The 20,245-nt window shown below is 57.6% G+C and carries 21 protein-coding genes and 1 tRNA gene; 9 read left to right on the plus strand and 13 right to left on the minus strand.

Annotated features, from left to right (window positions below):
- Positions 1-129 precede the first annotated feature (129 nt).
- From ACODS3_RS24485 to recX, 4 genes are all read left to right on the plus strand, one after another.
- Positions 130-381 (plus strand): competence protein CinA, encoded by a 252-nt coding sequence (locus ACODS3_RS24485; protein WP_201018101.1) that lies wholly within the window; start codon positions 130-132, stop codon positions 379-381.
- Positions 382-453: 72 nt separating this feature from the next.
- Entirely contained in the window at positions 454-954 is a 501-nt protein-coding gene (locus ACODS3_RS24490) for a CinA family protein (RefSeq protein ID WP_304575049.1), read from the plus strand.
- A 94-nt stretch (positions 955-1,048) separates the two neighbouring features.
- Entirely contained in the window at positions 1,049-2,113 is a 1,065-nt protein-coding gene (recA, locus tag ACODS3_RS24495) for a recombinase RecA (protein ID WP_201003531.1), read from the plus strand.
- A 9-nt stretch (positions 2,114-2,122) separates the two neighbouring features.
- Positions 2,123-2,590 carry a recombination regulator RecX gene (gene recX / locus ACODS3_RS24500; RefSeq protein WP_201017875.1) on the plus strand — a complete coding sequence of 156 codons (468 nt, stop codon included), beginning with the start codon at positions 2,123-2,125 and terminating at the stop codon, positions 2,588-2,590.
- A gap of 20 nt (positions 2,591-2,610) precedes the next feature.
- Here recX and ACODS3_RS24505 read toward each other — a convergent pair whose 3' ends face one another.
- Together ACODS3_RS24505 and ACODS3_RS24510 are read right to left on the minus strand one after the other, a co-directional pair.
- Entirely contained in the window at positions 2,611-3,687 is a 1,077-nt protein-coding gene (locus ACODS3_RS24505; RefSeq protein WP_489036661.1) for an LOG family protein, read from the minus strand.
- A 234-nt stretch (positions 3,688-3,921) separates the two neighbouring features.
- Positions 3,922-4,341, minus strand: coding sequence for a quorum-sensing-regulated virulence factor family protein (locus tag ACODS3_RS24510; protein WP_201017873.1), 420 nt, complete (start codon positions 4,339-4,341; stop codon positions 3,922-3,924).
- A 222-nt stretch (positions 4,342-4,563) separates the two neighbouring features.
- Here ACODS3_RS24510 and ACODS3_RS24515 point away from each other — a divergent pair, with 222 nt between their 5' ends.
- The 3 genes from ACODS3_RS24515 to ACODS3_RS24525 all read left to right on the plus strand — a co-directional run bounded on the left by ACODS3_RS24515 (position 4,564) and on the right by ACODS3_RS24525 (position 6,538).
- Positions 4,564-5,274 (plus strand): tRNA-uridine aminocarboxypropyltransferase, encoded by a 711-nt coding sequence (locus tag ACODS3_RS24515; protein ID WP_201017872.1) that lies wholly within the window; start codon positions 4,564-4,566, stop codon positions 5,272-5,274.
- 179 nt (positions 5,275-5,453) lie between these two features.
- Entirely contained in the window at positions 5,454-6,101 is a 648-nt protein-coding gene (gene erdR / locus ACODS3_RS24520) for a response regulator transcription factor ErdR (protein WP_201017871.1), read from the plus strand.
- A 68-nt stretch (positions 6,102-6,169) separates the two neighbouring features.
- Positions 6,170-6,538, plus strand: coding sequence for a diacylglycerol kinase (locus ACODS3_RS24525; protein WP_201017870.1), 369 nt, complete (start codon positions 6,170-6,172; stop codon positions 6,536-6,538).
- A 14-nt stretch (positions 6,539-6,552) separates the two neighbouring features.
- Here the strand turns inward: ACODS3_RS24525 and ACODS3_RS24530 are convergent, their stop codons facing one another.
- A complete protein-coding gene (locus tag ACODS3_RS24530; RefSeq protein ID WP_201003517.1) occupies positions 6,553-7,479 on the minus strand; it encodes a LysR family transcriptional regulator in 927 nt (308 codons plus the stop codon).
- 123 nt (positions 7,480-7,602) lie between these two features.
- On the opposite strand from ACODS3_RS24530, the gene fpr reads away from it, so the two are divergent.
- Positions 7,603-8,382: a ferredoxin-NADP reductase gene (fpr, locus tag ACODS3_RS24535; protein WP_007923929.1), complete on the plus strand. Its 780-nt coding sequence runs from the start codon at positions 7,603-7,605 to the stop codon at positions 8,380-8,382.
- A gap of 47 nt (positions 8,383-8,429) precedes the next feature.
- Here the strand turns inward: fpr and tsaA are convergent, their stop codons facing one another.
- From tsaA to ACODS3_RS24570, 7 genes are all read right to left on the minus strand, one after another.
- Positions 8,430-9,137 (minus strand): tRNA (N6-threonylcarbamoyladenosine(37)-N6)-methyltransferase TrmO, encoded by a 708-nt coding sequence (tsaA, locus tag ACODS3_RS24540; RefSeq protein ID WP_201017869.1) that lies wholly within the window; start codon positions 9,135-9,137, stop codon positions 8,430-8,432.
- 3 nt (positions 9,138-9,140) lie between these two features.
- Entirely contained in the window at positions 9,141-9,602 is a 462-nt protein-coding gene (locus tag ACODS3_RS24545) for a YehS family protein (protein WP_201017868.1), read from the minus strand.
- A 67-nt stretch (positions 9,603-9,669) separates the two neighbouring features.
- Positions 9,670-10,380 (minus strand): rRNA pseudouridine synthase, encoded by a 711-nt coding sequence (locus ACODS3_RS24550; RefSeq protein ID WP_201017867.1) that lies wholly within the window; start codon positions 10,378-10,380, stop codon positions 9,670-9,672.
- 188 nt (positions 10,381-10,568) lie between these two features.
- Positions 10,569-11,012: a GNAT family N-acetyltransferase gene (locus ACODS3_RS24555; protein WP_201017866.1), complete on the minus strand. Its 444-nt coding sequence runs from the start codon at positions 11,010-11,012 to the stop codon at positions 10,569-10,571.
- Positions 11,013-11,115: 103 nt separating this feature from the next.
- On the minus strand, positions 11,116-12,462 hold the full coding sequence (rimO, locus tag ACODS3_RS24560) for a 30S ribosomal protein S12 methylthiotransferase RimO (RefSeq protein WP_201003507.1): 1,347 nt from the start codon (positions 12,460-12,462) through the stop codon (positions 11,116-11,118).
- Between the two features lie 166 nt (positions 12,463-12,628).
- Entirely contained in the window at positions 12,629-12,916 is a 288-nt protein-coding gene (locus tag ACODS3_RS24565) for a helix-turn-helix domain-containing protein (protein ID WP_201017865.1), read from the minus strand.
- The gene (locus tag ACODS3_RS24570) at positions 12,916-13,230 is read right to left on the minus strand and encodes a hypothetical protein (protein WP_489036668.1); all 315 of its coding nucleotides are present in this window, start codon (positions 13,228-13,230) and stop codon (positions 12,916-12,918) included. Before ACODS3_RS24570 ends, ACODS3_RS24565 begins: the two co-directional genes overlap by 1 nt.
- Before the next feature lie 339 nt (positions 13,231-13,569).
- On the opposite strand from ACODS3_RS24570, the gene ACODS3_RS24575 reads away from it, so the two are divergent.
- Positions 13,570-15,465, plus strand: coding sequence for a potassium transporter Kup (locus tag ACODS3_RS24575; protein WP_489036670.1), 1,896 nt, complete (start codon positions 13,570-13,572; stop codon positions 15,463-15,465).
- A 72-nt stretch (positions 15,466-15,537) separates the two neighbouring features.
- Here ACODS3_RS24575 and ACODS3_RS24580 read toward each other — a convergent pair whose 3' ends face one another.
- The 3 genes from ACODS3_RS24580 to ACODS3_RS24590 all read right to left on the minus strand — a co-directional run bounded on the left by ACODS3_RS24580 (position 15,538) and on the right by ACODS3_RS24590 (position 20,014).
- Positions 15,538-16,875 carry a virulence factor family protein gene (locus ACODS3_RS24580; protein WP_201017862.1) on the minus strand — a complete coding sequence of 446 codons (1,338 nt, stop codon included), beginning with the start codon at positions 16,873-16,875 and terminating at the stop codon, positions 15,538-15,540.
- Complete coding sequence (mprF, locus tag ACODS3_RS24585; RefSeq protein WP_304575005.1) at positions 16,875-19,517, minus strand: bifunctional lysylphosphatidylglycerol flippase/synthetase MprF; 2,643 nt, start codon at positions 19,515-19,517, stop codon at positions 16,875-16,877. Before mprF ends, ACODS3_RS24580 begins: the two co-directional genes overlap by 1 nt.
- 420 nt (positions 19,518-19,937) lie before the next feature.
- Positions 19,938-20,014 (minus strand) — tRNA-Met (locus ACODS3_RS24590).
- Between the last annotated feature and the right edge of the window lie 231 nt (positions 20,015-20,245).

A 20,245-nucleotide genomic window follows, 5' to 3' on the forward strand; every position in this document is an offset into this window, starting at 1 on the left:
TTAGGCAAGTTCGTTGGAAGGGTGGGGCAAATTTCAGGGTGTGACATGTAACCCCTCTCGTGCCGAGGGCTGTCTGCCGTGTTTTTGCGATGGGCGCAAGGTTACCACGCACACCCTCATAGCGCAGGCATGGCCGACACTTCCTGTTTCGTCACCGAAGGTTTCCAGACGACCCGTGATGTGGATCGGCTGTATAGACTTTCAGCGTTGTCGCCCAATGACGGGCGGCACCTTATAAAAAAGGATTTTTATATGGCGAACAAACGAGCACGGGATTCTGGTAGCGGGCGCTTCATTCCTGTCGAAGAGGCCAGGCGCCGCCCGAAAGAAACAACCGTTGAGACGATCCGCAAACCCTGTCCGAAGAAAAAAGAGTCATAGTTGCCCCATGAGCGAGCGGCTGCTCAGGTGGCCGCTTTGGCTCGCTCCGTTCGGTTGTTACAGGAAAAGATCGTGGATGAAATTACCCGGCTTGCCGAATCGCTCGGCAAGCATCTAAAAGCCATCAATGCTCAGGTCACTACCGCAGAGTCCTGTACGGGCGGCGGGATTGCCGAAGCCATTACCCGTATCGGTGGCAGCTCTGCCTGGTTCGAAGCCGGCTATGTGACCTATTCCAATACTCAGAAAACCCGGCAGCTCGATGTGCCTGCCGAGCTGTTTGTGACACACGGCGCAGTCAGCCAGCCCGTCGTGGAAGCCATGGTGCGTGGTGCGCAGGAGAAAAGTGGCGCTCGTTTCGCCGTTGCCGTCAGTGGCGTGGCAGGGCCTGGCGGTGGTTCGGTTGAAAAGCCGGTCGGCACGGTATGGCTGTCCTGGGGCATGGGAGAGACGCTTGTCGCTCAGCGTCGACAGTTCGACGGCGACCGCGATGAAGTGCGCCGACAAACGGTTAAGGCCGCGCTAGAGGGGCTGATACAGCTTGCTGTTGGAGAAATGCCAAAACAGGGGTAGGCGAGCGCTCATCGCTGTGGAATAATACTGTCTACTTATACAGGTGTTCTGATCGCTCAGGCCCTAAATTGAATTTGATTACGTGAGGACTTCAATGGACGACAACAAGAAGAAAGCCTTGGCTGCGGCCCTGGGTCAGATCGAGCGTCAATTCGGTAAAGGTGCCGTAATGCGCATGGGTGACCATGATCGTCAGGCTATTCCTTCTATTTCCACCGGTTCGCTGGGTCTGGATATCGCACTGGGTATCGGCGGCTTGCCTAAAGGCCGGATCGTTGAAATCTACGGTCCCGAGTCTTCGGGTAAAACCACGCTGACCCTTTCGGTCATCGCTCAAGCCCAGAAAGCAGGCGCAACCTGTGCGTTCGTCGATGCCGAGCACGCACTGGACCCTGAATACGCCGGCAAGCTGGGCGTCAATGTCGACGACCTGCTGGTTTCGCAGCCGGACACCGGTGAGCAGGCCCTGGAAATCACCGACATGCTGGTGCGCTCCAATGCCGTCGACGTCATCGTCGTCGACTCCGTTGCCGCATTGGTACCCAAGGCCGAAATCGAAGGCGAAATGGGTGACATGCACGTTGGTCTGCAAGCACGTCTGATGTCTCAGGCGCTGCGCAAGATCACCGGTAACATCAAGAACGCCAACTGTCTGGTCATCTTCATCAACCAGATCCGTATGAAAATCGGCGTGATGTTCGGCAGCCCTGAAACCACCACCGGTGGTAACGCTCTGAAGTTCTACGCCTCGGTACGTCTGGATATTCGCCGCACCGGCGCCGTGAAAGAAGGCGATGAAGTGGTGGGTAGTGAAACCCGCGTCAAGATCGTGAAGAACAAGGTTGCTCCGCCGTTCCGTCAGGCAGAGTTCCAGATTCTTTACGGCAAGGGTATCTACCTCAACGGTGAAATCATCGACCTGGCTGTGTTGCATGGCTTTGTCGAGAAGTCCGGCGCGTGGTACAGCTACCAAGGCAGCAAGATCGGTCAGGGTAAAGCCAACTCGGCGAAGTTCCTGGCGGATAACCCGGAAATCGGCGCTGCACTTGAGAAGCAGATCCGCGACAAGCTGCTGACTCCAGGTGTCGACACCAAGGCTGTTGGCTCCCGTGAATCGGCCGATGCCGATGACATGGCTGAAATCGACGCAGATATCTGATCAAGCCTCATGCCTGTTGTGCTCGATACCACTGTCGCCGTACGACGAACCGCAATGGACCTGCTCGCGCGACGCGAGCACGGTCGAGTCGAGCTGACGCGCAAGCTGCGTCAGCGCGGCGCTTCTCCCGAGCATATCGAGTCCGCCCTTGACCGTCTGGTCGAGGAAGGGCTGCTCTCTGAATCCCGCTATCTTGAAAGCTTCGTTTCCTCCAGGGCACGTTCGGGCTATGGCCCTTTGCGTATTCGTGAAGAGCTGGGGCAGCGTGGCTTGCAGCGAGGCGATATTGAAGAAGCGCTCAGGGAGTGCGGTGTCGACTGGCAAGCCCGTCTGTACGAAACCTGGCAACGCAAATTTGCTGGCAGGTTGCCTGCCGATGCACGCGAGCGCGCCCAGCAAGGCCGTTTCCTGAGCTATCGCGGGTATCCGCTGGATATGATCGGCCGCTTGTTGAGCGGCCGTGGCGAGGATGATTAGCCAGGTATCCAGTGCGGATATCAGGCTTTCCTGACAAGGTTCTCTGGCAGGTTGATGTAGTCGATCAACTCGCGAAGCCGGCCTTGATTACGCCCTGTAAATGAAAATGCAAGGCGTGTCAGGTCACTGAATTGCGCTTCGTCGTGTTCTTCTCCCTGATAAGTGTGCTGATGGAAGTCTTCGCTGCTGCAGATATCGGCAAAGGCTTTCTGGATGTGCGCCAGTGCCTGCTCGTTGAGCGGGTGATGCATGCGAATCACGAACTTGTTCTTCAGCCAGCGGCTGGAGTGAAAGTTACTGTAGAACCTGTTGATTTCTTCGACAGCCTCGTCGGTGCTGTAAACCAGCCGCATCAGTTTCATATCGGCTGGCAGAATGTAGTGGTTGACCTCCAACTGGTTCTTGATGAAGTCCAGTGCGCTCTGCCAGAAGTTTCCGCCCGGCGTATCCAGCAGCACGATAGGCACCAGCGGGCTTTTGCCGGTCTGGATCAGTGTCAGTACTTCCAGGGCTTCGTCCAGTGTTCCGAAGCCTCCAGGGCATAGCACCAGAGCATTGGCCTCCTTGACGAAGAACAGCTTGCGGGTAAAGAAGAAGTGGAATGGCAGGAGGTTTTCAGTCCCTTCCACGGTCGCATTGGCATGCTGCTCAAAGGGAAGGGTGATATTGAAGCCCAGGCTGTTGTTACGACCGGCCCCTTCGTGTGCAGCAGCCATGATGCCGCCACCTGCACCGGTGATGACCATCATGTCGGAGCGAGCCAGTTTTCCCCCAAGATCCCTGGCCTGCGCATAAAGAGGGTGTTCCACTGGCGTACGGGCCGAGCCGAACACCGTCACTTTACGGCGTCCCTTGAAACGCTCCAGCACCCGGAATGCTCTGTCCAGCTCGCGCAGTGTTTGCAGCGTTATCTTGGCGTCCCAGCGGTTACGGCCATCTTCGGCCATGCGCAGGACGGTCAGGATCATGTCTCGGTACAAAGGCAGGTTGGGGCTGTCAGGAGCGACCTGATTGATGTGCTCCTCGATCTTGCTGGTGATATCCAGGCCATTGCTCTGAAAATGTTGCGATAGAACATCGTTAGGTACATACGGCATTCAAGATTTCTCCTCCTGCAGAATGGCTTGATCCGGGCGAGACTCCCGTCAGGATCACAAAACATCGTACTTTGCCGATGATAGAAGCTTTCTTCAGGTTATATGATGGCCCGAAAATGTCTCGCTTTCCTCTAAAAGGCTATCGATTATCTATCTGCTCAAGGGCTGGGAGGAGGGATACAAAGAGGAGCGCGCCGCCTGAGTGACGGCGCGTGGTGAAGCGAGGGATGCTGCTTATTTGCCAGATTTCTTTACTGCGCAGTCCGAGGCCTGGAAGGTCTGGCTGATGATCGGGCGGTTGGTCTTGTACTCGGTGAACTGGTATTTGAGTACGGCACCCTTGGTCATCAGTTGGCGGTAGCCATTGTTGTGGCAAACGCTGTTACCCAACTGGCTGCGTACGGCGTCCGGGTTGGCGCGCATTTGCCGGGCCTGACCTTCGCGCACGCTCAGGTGGTTGATCAGCTCCTTGCCGTTGACGGTGTAGCCCTGGTCCAGAATGTCTTCGTTGATTGCCCTTGGCGTTCCGATACTGCTTTCCTTGGCTACTTTTTCCAGCATGCTGCTGAGCTCGAATTCCTGCTTTGACGCTGCCTGCGCGCACAACGGGGCGACGAGTAAAAGCGTAAGGGTTGGGGCGATGAGGCGCAGCATCAAACTCTCCTGATTCAGTGGCTGGCCGGTTTGACCAGCAACTTCAACGTGTGTTCAGAATAACCCGCCCACGGCGCGTTTCCAGTGGCGCGCCAGTATAGGTCAGGACCAACTGGCTCGAAAGCAGGTTGAACCGGCAGGGCTCTGGTAAACTGCGCAGACTTTTTACCCCTGTCGAGTTTTTGCTGTGTCGATGCCTTTCTTCAGCGGGCGTGTCTTTCAATGAGCCATGCTGTTTCCCGCCTGCGCGATCAGCGCCTGGCCCGTAGCACCAAGCCTTTCATTGCCCGTGGTTCCCGAGCGCCGCGCTGTACGGATTGCCGGGTGATATCCAGCTATTGCCTGTGTGCCTGGCGGCCCAAGGTCGCTGCAACGTCTGGCATGTGCCTGTTGATGTATGACACCGAGCCGCTGAAGCCGACCAATACCGGCTGGCTGATCGCCGATGTCATTCAGGATACCCACGCCTTTGGCTGGTCGCGGATCGAAGTCGACGAGCAACTGCTGGCTTTGCTGGATGACCCGCAGTGGCAGCCTTATATTGTGTTTCCGGGTGAATTCGTCGCCAGGGAGCGGGTTGTAACCCGGGTTGCGCGTGAAGAAGGCAAGCGTCCGTTGTTCATTCTGCTGGATGCGACCTGGACGGAAGCGCGCAAAATGTTCCGCAAGAGCCCGTATCTTGAGCGGTTCCCGGTTTTGAGTCTGGAGCCGGAGCAGATCTCGCGTTATCGGCTGCGCCGTTCCCGGCGCGATGACCATTTCTGTACGGCCGAGGTTGCTGCGTTGTGCCTGGAACTGGCTGAAGATACCAGCGCCAGTAGTGTGCTGGATGCTTATCTGGATGTATTCAGCGCCCACTATCTCGGGGCCAAGTTCCAAAGGCCAATCGACCCGGATGATGCGGCCCACAGTTATCTGAAGGCTTTTCTTTGATGGCGCAGGAGTCTGCGCTCCAGATAGAGGCTGATTGCCAGTTCAGATTGGAATCAAGGCCGTATCAAGCTTGACCACTCCTGCCTGGCTGGGCATGCTTGGCGCCGCTTGAGCGCTGAACTTGTTGGCTTGGCGTGAATGTGCCCTGTCGGCTCGCACTATAAAAACAGGATCAAAAAATGACCTACGACATCCTGATCGCCGATGATCACCCGCTGTTTCGTAGCGCGTTGCATCAGGCGTTGAGCATTGGCCTTGGGCCTGATGCACGGCTGGTCGAGGCGGAGAGCATTGCCCAGATCGAATCTCATCTGGCGCAGAAGACCGACTGGGATCTTGTCCTTCTGGATCTGAACATGCCGGGGGCCTACGGTTTTTCCGGGCTGGTGTTGCTGCGGGGTCAGTATCCGCAAATCCCGGTGGTCATGATCTCCGCTCAGGAAGAAGCCTCAATCGTGGTGCGCTCCCGTGAGTTCGGCGCCAGTGGCTTCATTCCCAAGTCCAGTTCTCTGGAAATCATTCAGCAGGCAGTGCGTACTGTTCTTGATGGCGATGTCTGGTGGCCGCCGCAAGTCAACGAAGTGGTCAGTGTGTCGGATGAAGCCAAGGCGGCCAGTGCCGGCCTTGCCAGCCTGACGCCACAGCAGTTCCGTGTATTGACCATGGTCTGTGAAGGCTTGTTGAACAAGCAGATCGCCTATGAGCTCAGTGTCTCTGAAGCAACGATCAAGGCGCATGTCACGGCGATTTTCCGCAAGCTGGGGGTCCGCACACGAACCCAGGCTGCGTTGTTGCTGCAACAGCTGGAGTCTGTTTCAGCCAATTAATCGGGTTCACGCTTTTTTGACCTGTCTTGCCTTAGCTTTCCTCATCTTTTCGACACAGTAGTCTATCCATGCCTTCACCCTTCAAGGGCCAGACCGGCCTGAAACGTATCCTCAATGCTGCTGGTTATTCTCTTGACGGTCTGACGGCTGCTTTCAAGGGCGAAGCGGCTTTCCGTCAACTGGTGCTGCTCAATGTCGTGCTGATCCCGTTGTCTTTCGTGGTCAACGTCAGCAGGGCCGAGCAAGCCTTGTTGATTGCCGTATGTCTGCTGGCACTGATCGTCGAATTGCTCAACTCGGCGGTTGAAGCGGCCATTGACCGCATTTCTCTCGATCTGCACCCCCTGTCCAAGAATGCCAAGGACATGGGCAGCGCCGCGCAGCTTGTCGCGCTGGCCATCATCGCGGTGGTCTGGGGGCTGATCCTGTTGGGCTGAGCCCGCCGCAATATTCAATAAAGGCTCGGTATCACGATCTCGTCGCTGCGCTGGACCCCGGCGGTAAAAGCGCGGCACAGCTCAAGAAACTCACGCATGGCAGAGGTCTGGTACTTCTGCTTGTGCCAGATGAAGTAGAACTGCCGCGACAGATCCAGCTCCGGCGTATCCAGAGCCACAAGGCTGCCACGCCGAAACGCATCGCGCAGGGCCAGCCGGGAAATACAGCCGATGCCCAACCCCGATTCCACCGCCCGCTTGATGGCTTCGGTGTGTTCCAGCTCAAGACGCACATTCAATCCGTTACGGTGATGACGCATGGCCTGATCGAAGGTCAGGCGTGTACCTGAGCCTTGCTCGCGCAGAATCCAGGCTTCATGAGTCAGTTCCTTCAGGCTGGCGTGACCCCGTTTGGCCAGGGGATGCTGAGGTGCGCAGAACACCACCAGCTCATCTTCGACCCACGACTGCACTTCGATATCGGGATGGCTGCAATCACCCTCGATCAGACCCAGATCAATTTCGTAATGCGCCACCTGCTGCACGATATGCGCTGTGTTCTGGACATGCAGCTTGACTTGGCTTTCCGGGTGACGCTGCATGAAACCACCGATCAGCAGGGTCGCCAGATAATTGCCGATGGTCAGCGTGGCGCCGACCGCCAGCGAGCCGAAGCCGGACTTGCCATTGAGCAGGTCTTCGATTTCCTTGGCCTGATCGAGCAGGGCAACGGCCTGAGGTAATAGCTGGCGTCCGGTCGCGTTGAGGCTCAATCGCTTGCCGGCACGATCGAACAACTGGCAACTGGATTGACGCTCCAGTTCGGTAATAGAGGTGCTGGCTGCCGATTGCGAGAGCGAAAGCATGACGGCCGCACGGGACACGCTTTCCTGCTGGGCAACGGCGACGAAGACTTGAAGCTGACGGAGAGTAAATCGCATATCTATATAACCGATAACCCATATCTTGATAATTAATTTAACAGATATTGTGTCTGCCACTAGAATGTCGCGCAATAGCGCTTATGCCCAGCGCAGACGAATTTTTCAGGAGTTCCTACGTACATGAGCAACATGAACCACGAGCGTGTCCTCAGCGTCCATCACTGGAACGACACTCTCTTCAGTTTCAAGTGCACCCGCGACCCGGGTCTGCGTTTCGAGAACGGTCAATTCGTGATGATCGGTCTGCAGCAGCCTAACGGTCGCCCGCTCATGCGTGCGTATTCGATTGCCAGCCCTAACTGGGAAGAGCATCTGGAATTCTTCAGCATCAAGGTGCCTGATGGCCCGCTGACCTCGCAGTTGCAGCACCTGAAGGAAGGCGACGAGATCATCATCAGCAAGAAGCCTACGGGTACTCTGGTGCTGGACGACCTCAAGCCTGGCAAGCATCTGTACCTGCTGAGCACCGGCACTGGCCTGGCGCCGTTCATGAGCGTCATTCAGGACCCTGAAACCTACGAGCGTTTCGAGAAGGTCATCCTGTGCCACGGCGTACGTTACGTGAACGAAGTCGCCTACCGCGAATTCATCACCGAGCACCTGCCGCAGAACGAGTTCTTCGGTGAAGCGCTGCGCGAAAAACTGATCTACTACCCAACCGTTACTCGTGAGCCTTTCGAGAACGAAGGCCGCCTGACCGACCTGATGCGCAGCGGCAAGCTGTTCAGCGACATCGGTCTGCCGCCGATCAATCCTCAGGACGACCGCGCCATGCTGTGCGGCAGCCCGAGCATGCTCGATGAAACCAGCGAAGTGCTCAACAGCTTCGGCCTGACGGTGTCTCCGCGTATGCGTGAGCCAGGCGATTACCTGATCGAGCGTGCATTCGTCGAGAAGTAAGCCGGTTTGATGAAAGCCGCCTCCCTCTTCATGAGCGAGGCGGTTTTTTATTGAGCGGGATTTGTTGCCGGAACAACCTCAAGCACCCGGATCAGCCCCGGTTGCGGATAGTGCCAGCGCACATCCATATCCCAGAACTGCGCGCCATAGCGACGTTCCGGCGCAGGCACCTGATAGGCCGGGCGCGGGTCCTGGGCCAGGCATTGTTCGATCAGTTCGACCAGAGGCTCGCCCAGACGCTGCCCGTGTTGGCGGGCTTGCGCCAATGCGCTGTCCTGCCAGTGGACGGGGATCAGTTCCGGTGCTGCGCTTGCGATGAGGTTGGTTGCATCCGCGAGGGCGTCGGCGTAAGGCACGTAGGGCTTGATATCCAGCACCGGCGTGCCGTCCAGCAGATCGATGCCGGAGATCCAGAGCTTGCCAGCCTCGACCTTGTCCAGCCTGACCACCGATTGCCCGATACCATTGGGGCGATGCGTCGCACGTGTGGCGAACACGCCCATGGATTGGTTGCCGCCCAGGCGTGGCGGACGCACCTTGAGCCGTGGCTTGTCTTCCAGTGCCTGATGGAACAGGAACAGCAACCAGACATGACTGACCTGTTCCAGCCCCTGTACCGCATCGCCCTGATCAAAAGGGGCAACCAGCTCCAGGCAGCCACGGGCGGCGGGTGCCAGTTGTGGCTGGCGCGGGATCGCGAATTTTTCCTTGAAGCAGGAACGCACGAACCCGACAGGGGAGACGTTGTAAGTCACGAATCAGCCGCGCACGCGCAAGGTCAGGCCCTTGAGGAAGTTACGCAGCAACTGGTCGCCGCATTCGCGGTAGTTGTTGTGGCCAACCTTGCGAAACAGGGCGCTGAGTTCCGGTTTGGATACCGGGAAGTTCACGGATTTGAGGATGGCGTGCATGTCGTCTTCCTTGAGTTCGAAGGCGACGCGCAGCTTCTTGAGGACGATGTTGTTGGTGATCGGTAATTCAATGGGTTGCGGTGGACGGCTGTCGTCCTTGCCGCGCTTGAAGATCACCAGGCCATCGAGGAAGTGCGCCATGATTTCATCGCTGCAATCGAGGTAGCCTTCTTCCTCTTCCTTTTTGGTAAAGGCGATCACATCGTTTTTAGTGATCTCGAAGCCGGTGAGCCGGGTGACTTCGACAATCTTGCTGTCACTGATATCCAGCATATAGCGCACGCTGCGCAGTACATCGTTGTTCATCATGAGGCGTGAGTCCTGGTAAGTCGTTGTAACGGCGCACGAGTCGTGTCGTGCGCTGCAAAAAGGAGGGTTAGAATTTTTCCTTGGCGGTCATGTAGCGCCACTGGCCTTCAGGCAACTTGCCCATGGAGACGCCACCGATGCGGATGCGCCGGATCGAAACGATCTTCAGGCCGACGGCTTCGCACAATTGGGCGATGATGCCGGGTTGCGGGTTTTTCATGGCAAAGCGCAGGCGGTTCTCATTCTGCCAGCTGGCTTTGACGGCGGGCAGTTCCTTGCCTTTGTAGGTCAGGCCGTGGTTCAGGCGATTCAGGCCATGGGCAACCATCTCGCCAGAGATTTCCACGATATATTCCTGCTCTATCTTGCTGCGGTCGTCGGTGAGCTTGCGCAGGATTTTCCAGTCCTGGCTGAACACCATCAGGCCGCTGGCATTGGCTTGCAAGGTCGAGATCGCTTCAAGTCGCAGGAAGTGGCCCTTGAGCGGGCGCTTGCCGAAGCTGTGTTCCTGGGAAAGGGTGCCGGGAGTAATCAGTTGCAGAGCGCTTTCGACACTGGCCGAGGCGGGCTTGTGCAGAATGATCGTGACTGCCTCAGGGGTTTCGGCCCTGGCGTCGGGGCTGAGTTCGACCTTCTGGTTCCCTACCTTGAATTGCGGCTCTTCGACCACCTCGCCATCCACGGTCACCCAGCCGCCCTCGATATACAGTTCAGCCTCCCGACGGGAGCAGCCGACCAGTTCGATAAGGCGTTTGGAAAGGCGAATGGGGTCTGTCATGAAAAGAAGCCGTTACTGATGGGAAAGGCGCCATTGTACCTGCGCACGCCTGATAATCGGTGCGAATAATTAACGGGTTCACACCATCGGGTGCAGGGGCAATGCCGATCAGTCAAGGTGAAGTCGCCAGCAAGCTGCCTCCCACAAAGTAATTCATGACCTTGACTGATCAGCATCAGGGCGCGAATTCATTCGCGAGATGGCAGCCGCATTCTCAGGATCGGATAAGGATGCCCCAGCCCGTCGAGTTCGCTACGGTGGATGATCTCGAAACCATGCTTGAGATAAAACCCCAGGGCCTGCGGGTTTTGTTCGTTGACGTCCAGTTCGCTGATGTGGAAATGCGCGATGGCGTGTTCGAGTAGCTGCTTGCCCTGGCCCTGGCCACGCTGTTCGGGTGCGATGAACAGCATTTCCAGCTTGTATCGGCTGACGCCAGCGAAGCCGGTGATGTTCAGTTGCTCATCGCGGGTGCAGAACAGGGTGACCGAACCCAGATAATGCGTGAACAGCAGGTCCTTGAGCGTGGCGATGTAAGTATCCGGCAGGAAGTCGTGGGTCGCACGTACCGAGCGTTCCCAGAGATTGGCCAGTTCTTGAAAATCGTTTTGGTCTGGCGTGTACAGGTCCATTTCGATGGGCTCTTTTGCGTGATGTGCATGAGTAGACAACCCAGGCAGATAAAAAAGCCCCGCCGTTTTCAAGGGCGGGGCTGATCTGGCTTTAACTTCGACCTCAGTCGATGATTTCTGCCCACAGATCGTATTCGTCCGCATCGGTCACGCGGCACATGATCTTGTCGCCGGGTTTGACCGGGCTGTCGTCTTCGAGGCCGATATAGACGTTGCCGTCGATTTCCGGTGCGTCGAAGAAGCAACGACCCACGGCACCGCGTTCGTCGACTTCATCGATCAGAACTTCGATTTCCTTGCCGATCTTCATCTGCAGACGGGCGGCGCTGATGGCCTGTTGATGGGCCATGAAGCGATCCCAGCGATCCTGCTTGACGTCGTCCGGCACGATCTCGGCATCCAGCAGGTTGGCTGGCGCGCCTTCGACTGGCGAGTACTGGAAGCAGCCGACGCGGTCGAGCTGGGCTTCGGTCAGCCAGTCCAGCAGATACTGGAAGTCTTCTTCTGTTTCGCCCGGGAAGCCGACGATGAAGGTGGAGCGGATGATCAGGTCCGGGCACTGTTCGCGCCAGTTCTTGATACGCGCCAGAGTCTTGTCTTCAAAGGCCGGGCGCTTCATGTTCTTGAGCACCTTGGGGCTGGCGTGCTGGAACGGAATATCCAGGTACGGCAGGATTTTCCCTGCGGCCATCAGCGGGATCAGCTCATCGACGTGCGGGTACGGATAGACATAGTGCAGGCGAACCCAGACGCCCAGCGAACTGAGTGCCTGACACAGCTCGGTCATGCGGGTCTTGACCGGCTGACCGTTCCAGAAGCCGGTGCGGTACTTGATGTCGACACCGTAGGCGCTGGTGTCCTGGGAAATCACCAGCAGCTCTTTCACGCCGGATTTGACCAGACGCTGGGCTTCATCGAGCACATCGCCCACCGGACGGCTGACCAGCTTGCCGCGCATCGACGGGATGATGCAGAAGCTGCAACTGTGGTTGCAGCCTTCGGAAATCTTCAGATAGGCATAGTGACGTGGCGTCAGCTTGATGCCTTGTGGCGGTACCAGATCGATCAGCGGGTTGTGGTCCAGCTTCGGTGGCACGACTTCGTGTACCGCATTGACCACTTGCTCGTACTGCTGCGGCCCGGTGACCGACAGCACGCTCGGGTGTACGTTACGGATAACGTTTTCGTCAACGCCCATGCAGCCGGTCACGATCACCTTGCCGTTTTCGGCAATGGCTTCGCCAATCACTTCCAGCGATTCAGCCTTGGCGGTATCGATGAAACCGCAGGTGTTGACGACAACGACGTCCGCATCCTGATAGGTCGGAACGACTTCGTAACCTTCCATGCGCAGTTGGGTCAGGATGCGCTCGGAATCGACCAGGGCTTTCGGGCAACCCAGGGAAACGAAGCCTACCTTGGGGGCGGACGGCGTGGTGACGGTGGACATGGCAAACCTCGGCGTGAAGGGTGCCTGGCTCAATACGCGGGCACCGGTTGGGCGCTTGGTGCGCCTCTGATCAAAAAGTGCGCAATTCTAGCGATGAGTGAGTGCGATGACCAGTGTTAAACAGAGAATTACGACGAGTGCTGCGCGCCGTTGCACGCTGAAAATATCAGCTCAATGCGGCAAGCACGTGTTCAGGATCGTTGTGTATCGCACGCAGTAGCGCACGAGCCGGACCTTCAGGCTCACGGCGACCCTGTTCCCAGTTGCGTAGAGTTCCAACTGCAACATCAATGCGCTTGGCGAAGGAGGCCTGAGAGAGCCCCGTTGCCTGACGGATCTTTTTGACCTGAAGCGCATCAATGTGGAATTCACGCGATGGCTGACGCTCACCACGATCAATCTCATCCATTTGAGTCATGCTTTCCACAAGACGATTGAAGAGATCCTTTTCCATCATTTCCACCCTTTGTTGAGTGCTCGAAGCTGAGCCTTCTGTTTATCGGTCAAGGTATCCATGATCCCTTTCCGATAGATCAATATCAGTCGTATCTGGCTTGCGGAGATCAGGTGATAGTAGATCACTCGTACTCCACCGCTCTTACCTTTGCCATGCGCGCCCCAGCGGATTTTTCTCAAACCTACAGTGTCCTCGATAAGGGCACCTGTATCCGGATGCTGAGCTAGATGCTGCTGAAGTGCTCTGTATTCTTCATCGTTCAAATGCTCTTTCAGGTCCGAGGTAAATATCGGCGTTTCGATGAAGATCATGCAATCCCTTGGGTGCGTCATTGGCGTAGCTGAATTCTAGGCCGTCGCTCAAATATGAGCAACCTGATCAGGGGCCTCAGGTGTTGTGGCGATAGGCAAAAGGTGCTGCTCAATAGGCGCAAGTGCCAGTTGGGCGTGTGCTGTGTGTCTGGTCAAAAAAGCGCAGCCCTGGCGATGAGTGAGTGCGATGACCAGTGTTAAACAGAGAATTACGACGAGTGCTGCGCTATGCTTCGCGGCGTTGCGCCAACGCATGTCAATAATTGGTGCGATCTGAATTGTTACGTGGTGTGAAGTTCAAAGTGCTTTGAACCTCAAGTCTGGTTTCAGGAGTATTGGATGAGTCAAGCAAGCAGTCATGCTGAGGCTGGAAGCACTGCAAAACCTCTGGGTTTGCTGATCGCGGCCGTGGGCGTGGTGTATGGGGATATCGGTACGAGCCCGCTGTATACGCTCAAGGAAGTGTTTCACGGAGGGTATGGGGTTGAAGTCACCCATGACGCGATACTTGGCATCCTGTCGCTGATTTTCTGGTCGCTGATCTGGGTGGTGTCGTTCAAGTACATGGCCTTTATCCTGCGCGCCGACAACCAGGGCGAGGGCGGGATCATGGCCCTGACGGCACTGGCCAGGCGTGCGACGACCAAATACCCCAGGTTGCAGATGCTGATGGTGGTTTTCGGGCTGTTTGGTGCCGCTCTGTTTTATGGCGACAGCATGATTACCCCCGCTGTTTCGGTGCTTTCAGCGATGGAAGGGCTGGAGCTTGCCTTTGACGGGCTTGAGCACTGGATCGTGCCGATGGCGCTGATTGTGCTGGTTGGCCTGTTCCTGATCCAGAAGCACGGTACGGCCCGTATCGGTGTGCTGTTCGGTCCGGTAATGGTCACCTGGTTCGTGGTGCTGGGCGCGCTGGGTGTCTATGGCATCATGCATTCGCCTGAGGTGATGAATGCGGTGAACCCGATGTGGGCGATCCGTTTCTTCATCCTGCATCCCGGAATCGGTGTCGCGATTCTCGGTGCGGTCGTGCTGGCGCTGACCGGTGCCGAAGCGCTGTACGCCGACATGGGGCACTTCGGGCGCAAGCCTATCTCAAGGGCCTGGTTCATTCTGGTGTTGCCAGCGCTGCTCCTTAACTACTTCGGGCAGGGCGCATTGGTGCTGGAAAACCCCGAAGCAGTGCGTAACCCGTTCTACCTGCTGGCGCCGGGCTGGGCGCTGTTGCCGCTGATCGGCCTGTCGACACTGGCGACAGTCATTGCTTCCCAGGCGGTCATCTCCGGTGCGTTCTCCATGACCTTGCAGGCGATTCAACTGGGCTACATACCGCGCATGTATATCCAGCACACCTCCAGTGATGCGCAAGGCCAGATCTACATCGGTGCCGTGAACTGGGCGTTGATGGTGGGCGTTGTCATGCTGGTGATCGGCTTCGAGTCTTCCGGCGCGCTGGCTTCGGCTTATGGCGTTGCCGTGACTGGCACCATGCTCTGCACCACGATTCTGGTGTCGTCGGTAATGCTTCTGCTATGGAAGTGGCCGGCGGTGCTGGCGGTCCCCTTGCTGCTGGGGCTGCTGCTGGTGGATGGTCTGTTCTTTGCCGCCAACGTGCCGAAGGTCGTGCAGGGCGGTGCTTTCCCGGTGCTGGCGGGCGCGGCGCTGTTCATCCTGATGACGACCTGGAAGCGTGGCAAACAGTTGCTGGCCGACCGTATCGATGAAGGTGGCCTGCCATTGCCGATCTTCATTGGCAGCATTCGCGTGCAGCCGCCTCACCGGGTTCAGGGCACCGCCGTGTTCCTGACCGCACGCAGCGACGCTGTGCCTCATGCGCTGCTGCATAACATGTTGCACAACCAGGTGCTGCATGAGCAGGTGGTATTGCTGACAGTGGTTTATGAGGACCGGCCGCGTGTGCCATCCCATGAGCGTTTCGAGGTCGAGTGTTACGGAGAAGGTTTCTACAGGGTGATCCTGCACTTCGGTTTCATCGACGAGCCGGATGTCCCGGCTGCGCTGACGCTGTGTCATCTGGATGATCTGGATTTCAGCCCGATGCGCACCACTTACTTCCTCAGTCGTGAAACAGTCATTCCTTCCAAGATGGTGGGCATGGCGCGCTGGCGTGAAGCGCTGTTCGCTTTCATGCTCAAGAACGCCAACGGCAACCTGCGCTTCTTCAAGCTGCCCTATAACCGGGTGATCGAACTGGGAACCCAGGTCGAGATGTAGCGTTTCTCCTGGCGTACAAAAAATCCCGGTCACCTCGCGGTGCCGGGATTTTTCATTTCTACAGATCAGTGCTTATTGAGCGGCAGGCTTGCCTTGCCACTTGTTGATCGCATTGATCAGGCGCTTGGCCAGTGCCGGGTAGTTTTCATCGAAGTGATGGCCGCCCGGTAGTTCGATCACTTCACCGACCGCGGTGGTATCGGTACAGCCGCTGGTTTTCTTCTCTTCCAGGCCATAGACGCACAGCACTTTGGAAGCTGGCAGCTTGGCCATTTCCTGGCCTGTAGTCGCTTCCTTGCCTGCATTGCCGAGCCAGCCGTCTACGTGAATCTCGAAGCTGCCGGAGCGTGCGAAGGCCAGCAGAATGATCCCGTCGATGCGGTTCTGATCTTCCGGTGCCAAGCGGTTATAGACCGCAGGCATGACATCGGCTCCAAAGGAGTAACCGGCCAGAATGAAGCGCTTGGTACCCCATTTCTGACGGTAGTGATTCATCAGGTCGGTGAGGTCGATGGCGGTCTGTTCCGGGGTCTTGTGTTCCCAGTAGTAGCGCAGCACATCAATGCCGACCACCGGATAACCCATCTTCGCCATATCGCCCGCCACGACCTTGTCCAGATCGCGCCAGCCGCCGTCGCCGGACATGAACAGGGTCACGGTGTCGGCGCTCTGGTTGGCGGCCACAGGCACTTCAACCGTCGGGATGCCCAGGCCGCCTGCGTCGTTTTCACCGAGCAGCAGGTGGCGAAGCTCGGTGTTGAGCACTTGAGGCAGGGAGATGTCGTAATCGCTGATGCTGGTTTCGGCGTTCGTCTGATCGCGTACGAAAGCGGCGCTCGGATCGTCCGGGGCGTCGTTCCAGGCGGCCAGCCAGTGACCGTGTGGCGCCTTTTGCGGCAGTGGAACATCGCAGATCTGTGGCGGGGTTTCATCCTGCTCCACCACCGGAGGAGGGTTGGAAACATGCTCCAGGGCAAAACCGACCGAAATGGCCTGGGCCTTGTCATCCTTCTGTTCGGCCAGCCAGCGCCATGCCAGGGTGGCGCCTGGGCCAATGCCGCCTACGACCAGAGGCGCACCATCGAGTTTTTGCAGAGCGGCCTGAAAGGTCTTCTGTTGCAGAACGCAGTCATCCTTTGGCAGGACCACCTGGACGATACGCGCCGAGGCGTCCTTGCTGATAGCCAGAAGTTGTTTGTCGCTCAACAGCTCTTCGGCGGTAACGGCAAGGGCTATCCGGGTCTTGACCTTGGTCGCCGGTGTCACGCTGATCAGTGGCGTGCCATCGTCAAGGCTCAGGCGTTCAAGGCTGGCAGGTGGAGCGGGGCGATTCCATAACCAGAGTCCGAGTGCTACCAGAAGCACAACACCCAGGGCAGCGAGCAAATAGCGCGAAAAGCGTCGAATCATCAGCGTTTCACCAATCCAGTCAGGCCGCCCGCAATCAGGGCGGCGGTGTCAGCCAGTGCCACGAGCGGATCGAGTCCGGCAGGCACGGCCATATAGCGAGGTTCCCAGTCCGGTTGGAACTTGTCCTTGAAGCGGCGCAGGCCCTGGAAGTTGTAAAGCTGTTCGCCGCGGCGGAACACCATTGACCCCAGACGCTGTGTCAAAGGCGCACCGCGTCGTGGCTGCAGGCCTGACAACGGCACCATGCCCAGGCTGAAGCGTGCATAGCCTTGCTGTTTGTAATGCAGGATCAGGCCGACCATCATGAATTCCATGGTCAGCTTCGGTGCATCCGGGTGCGAGCGCATCAGGTCCAGGCTGGCGAGTTCGAGGCTGTTGGTTTCCAGCAGATTGGCAAAAGCCACCGGCTTACCCTCGAAGTGGATGATGGCAATGCGGAAATACTTCAGGTACTCAGGGCTGAAACGGCCAAGAGAGAAGCCTTTTTCGCGGACATTCTTGCCGGTCAGCCAGGCATCGGAAATGGCTTTGAGTTCATCCAGCGGCGCCTGGCCTGCTTCGTGGATCTCCAGCGACAGGCCATCGCGACCACCCCGGTTCCAGGTGTAGCGCAGGTCCTTCATCTCCTTGCCCTTGGCGTCGATATCGAAACGCCGCAGGTCTACCCGAGCTTCCTCGCCCAGCTTGATCGCCGTCAGGCCGATGTCCATGTAGTACGGCAGGTTTTCTGCACGTACCTGATAGAACACTGGGCGGGCGTGGTGGACGTCGCACAGGTCACGGAATTGCCAGATCAGTTCGGCGCGTTGCTGGGTCGGACCGATCGGGTCATACAGCGCAACAAGGCTGCGTCCGCGATGGGAATACATCAGGAAGGCGTTGTCGTTCGGGTGGAACAGAATCGCCTTGTCGCCGGTCAGGACCAGCCCGCCGTCGGGCTGGCTGGAGGCCTTGAGGATTGCAGCGGCTTTGTCCAGCTCTGCGGCGTTCGGCAACTTGATGACCGGACGTGCCGTGCGCAGCAGCCAGGTCAGGGAGACCACAACCAGCAACACCGCGCTGCCCAGTGCGGAGCGCAGGCCCCGTGGCGCATCGGCGTCGAGGGTGAATTGCCACCAGAGCTGGTGACTATAAGGTACGTCTTGATAGGCAAACAGCAGCAACCAGATCGATGCCCCTACAACGCAGGCGCTGGCAATCAGGTAAAGCGGCGAGAAGGGCAGCTCAAGCAGACGGCTTGGGCGATAGAACGAACGGCGGAAGGTGGCCAGAAGGCCTGCCGTCAGCAGCAGCAGGCTTGCTTCCTCCCAGTCGAAGCCCTTGAGCATCGACAGGACTGCGCCCACAAGCAGCAGAATGACCGTCAGCATCCACGCCGCCGACAATCGCCGCCGCAGGCCTTGGGCCAATAACAGGCAAAGCACGCCTACCAGGCTGGCGCCAAAGTGCGAGGCATTGATCAGGCGATGTGGAATCATGAAGCCGACGTTTTCCAGGCGGGTGTCGATTTCCGGTGTGGCACCTGAGAACAGCAAGACCACACCGGACAGGAACACCAGCAGCGCCAGGATCGGTGCGGCCAGCCCCGAAGCTACGCGCATGGCCTGGCGGGTGGGCAGCAGGCGCTGGGCTTCGGTAAACAGTAGTGTCAGGCAGGCCAGCAGCAGAGGCAGCACCACATAAATCAGGCGATACAGCAGCAAGGCCGCTGCCAATGGCGCGGCGCCCAGTTCGTTGGCGAAAGCTGCCAGTAGAATCGCCTCGAAAACCCCTACGCCGCCCGGTACATGGCTCAGTACGCCTGCGGCCAGGGCCAGCAGGTAAATGAGTATGAAAGCGCCCAGTGGCGGTGCTGACGGCAGCAGCAGGTAAAGCACCATTGCTGCGGCGACCACGTCCAGAGCGGTAATGACCAGTTGGATCAGCGTCAGGCGCAGGTCTGGAAGACGCAAGGTGCGTCGGCCGGCTCTGACCAGAATATTGTGCGGGATGGTCTGTTCCGGCAGGCGACGGCGATAGACCGCAATCGCCAGCAAGACGCTACCGACCAGGACTGCGGTAGCGATAACTGCCAGTACATCGGTTGGAAGTTTCAGTGCCAGGGAAGCGCCGGACAAGTTGCTCAGGGTCGCTACTGCCGCCAGGGGAGGCAAGGCGCAGCCCAGCGACAGGCTGGCGAACAGGGTCATGCGGGCGATTTCCATCGCTCCGATGCCATGGCGAGAATACAGCCGGTAACGTACCGAGCCGCCCGAGAGCATTGACAGGCCTACGGCATTGCCAATTGCAAATGAGGTAAAGCCGCCGAGTAACAAGGTGCGGGTCGGCAGGTTGACGTTTGCATAGCGGCTGGCGGACAGCTCGTAGCCCATCAGAATGACGAAGCCGATTACAGCAGCCAGCAGAGCGCCGCCCAAAGAGGGCAGGGGCACTGCGAACAGCGAGTCGCGCAGAGCAAAGAAGTCCATCTCGATCAGCATGTGGCGACAGGCGATCAAGGCCATGCCGAACAGTATCAGCATGACTGCCAACCCTATGGGTTGTCGGTACTTGCTGAGCAGTTCCAGCCAGCGGAAGCGGACAGTTTTTATCGAACTATTTGCAGCAACTGCTTCGTTGGTATCTGACGGGTTGTCGCGCATCAATCACTCCTTGGATCGTGCGCGACAGGATGGAGGTATGCAGCCAAGTTACCAATCCCTACGCAAAAAATATTTCGAGATGTTATCGCGTCAACGTCTCATGGGCGAACTGCGAATGGCTTGAGCGGGTGCCGTTCAGCTTTGATTCAGCTTAGGCGTATGTAACAAAAATGACTACGTTGTGTCATGCCGCATTGAAGCGTGCCGTAGCCGATTTTTCCTACAGCGTCTCGTAATGATTCTATCGGCAGCACATAGAAAAACTGTCGGACACGGAAATATTACGTTACGTACGTGATGATAGGGTTTCAGGGGGCGGGAGAAATAGTCTTTTTTTGTCAGACAGTTAGCATCGTTGGTCGCATGCTTTTTCATCAGGCACAAAAAAGGCCAATCTTTCGATTAGCCTCTTTTGATGTTTGGTTGCGGGAGCCGGATTTGAACCGACGACCTTCGGGTTATGAGCCCGACGAGCTACCAGGCTGCTCCATCCCGCGTCTGTGTGGCGGCATTCTACAGCCGAATCCAGATGTGTCAACCTTTAATGCAGAAAACCCGAAAATTAATCCTGTTTGCTGCCAGTTAACGGGCGTTAGCTTGCTAACTGCAAAACACACTGATGCCGCAATGCAAAAGGCCCGCTTTGTGGGCGGGCCTTTTACGGTACTGCATATGGTTGCGGGAGCCGGATTTGAACCGACGACCTTCGGGTTATGAGCCCGACGAGC

This window comes from Pseudomonas sp. FG43, assembly GCF_057809175.1.

Excerpts from the sequence above, each read along its gene's own strand:
- ACODS3_RS24530 (WP_201003517.1), bottom strand. The coding sequence starts at position 7,479 with ATGCGATTTACTCTCCGTCAGCTTCAAGTCTTCGTCGCCGTTGCCCAG.
- ACODS3_RS24515 (WP_201017872.1), top strand. The coding sequence starts at position 4,564 with ATGAGCCATGCTGTTTCCCGCCTGCGCGATCAGCGCCTGGCCCGTAGC.
- ACODS3_RS24555 (WP_201017866.1), bottom strand. The coding sequence starts at position 11,012 with ATGGACCTGTACACGCCAGACCAAAACGATTTTCAAGAACTGGCCAAT.
- ACODS3_RS24575 (WP_489036670.1), top strand. The coding sequence starts at position 13,570 with ATGAGTCAAGCAAGCAGTCATGCTGAGGCTGGAAGCACTGCAAAACCT.
- ACODS3_RS24485 (WP_201018101.1), top strand. The coding sequence starts at position 130 with ATGGCCGACACTTCCTGTTTCGTCACCGAAGGTTTCCAGACGACCCGT.
- recX (WP_201017875.1), top strand. The coding sequence starts at position 2,123 with ATGCCTGTTGTGCTCGATACCACTGTCGCCGTACGACGAACCGCAATG.
- rimO (WP_201003507.1), bottom strand. The coding sequence starts at position 12,462 with ATGTCCACCGTCACCACGCCGTCCGCCCCCAAGGTAGGCTTCGTTTCC.
- ACODS3_RS24525 (WP_201017870.1), top strand. The coding sequence starts at position 6,170 with ATGCCTTCACCCTTCAAGGGCCAGACCGGCCTGAAACGTATCCTCAAT.
- ACODS3_RS24510 (WP_201017873.1), bottom strand. The coding sequence starts at position 4,341 with ATGCTGCGCCTCATCGCCCCAACCCTTACGCTTTTACTCGTCGCCCCG.
- erdR (WP_201017871.1), top strand. The coding sequence starts at position 5,454 with ATGACCTACGACATCCTGATCGCCGATGATCACCCGCTGTTTCGTAGC.
- ACODS3_RS24545 (WP_201017868.1), bottom strand. The coding sequence starts at position 9,602 with ATGATGAACAACGATGTACTGCGCAGCGTGCGCTATATGCTGGATATC.
- ACODS3_RS24550 (WP_201017867.1), bottom strand. The coding sequence starts at position 10,380 with ATGACAGACCCCATTCGCCTTTCCAAACGCCTTATCGAACTGGTCGGC.
- fpr (WP_007923929.1), top strand. The coding sequence starts at position 7,603 with ATGAGCAACATGAACCACGAGCGTGTCCTCAGCGTCCATCACTGGAAC.
- recA (WP_201003531.1), top strand. The coding sequence starts at position 1,049 with ATGGACGACAACAAGAAGAAAGCCTTGGCTGCGGCCCTGGGTCAGATC.
- ACODS3_RS24580 (WP_201017862.1), bottom strand. The coding sequence starts at position 16,875 with ATGATTCGACGCTTTTCGCGCTATTTGCTCGCTGCCCTGGGTGTTGTG.
- ACODS3_RS24565 (WP_201017865.1), bottom strand. The coding sequence starts at position 12,916 with ATGGAAAAGGATCTCTTCAATCGTCTTGTGGAAAGCATGACTCAAATG.
- ACODS3_RS24570 (WP_489036668.1), bottom strand. The coding sequence starts at position 13,230 with ATGATCTTCATCGAAACGCCGATATTTACCTCGGACCTGAAAGAGCAT.
- ACODS3_RS24505 (WP_489036661.1), bottom strand. The coding sequence starts at position 3,687 with ATGCCGTATGTACCTAACGATGTTCTATCGCAACATTTTCAGAGCAAT.
- mprF (WP_304575005.1), bottom strand. The coding sequence starts at position 19,517 with ATGCGCGACAACCCGTCAGATACCAACGAAGCAGTTGCTGCAAATAGT.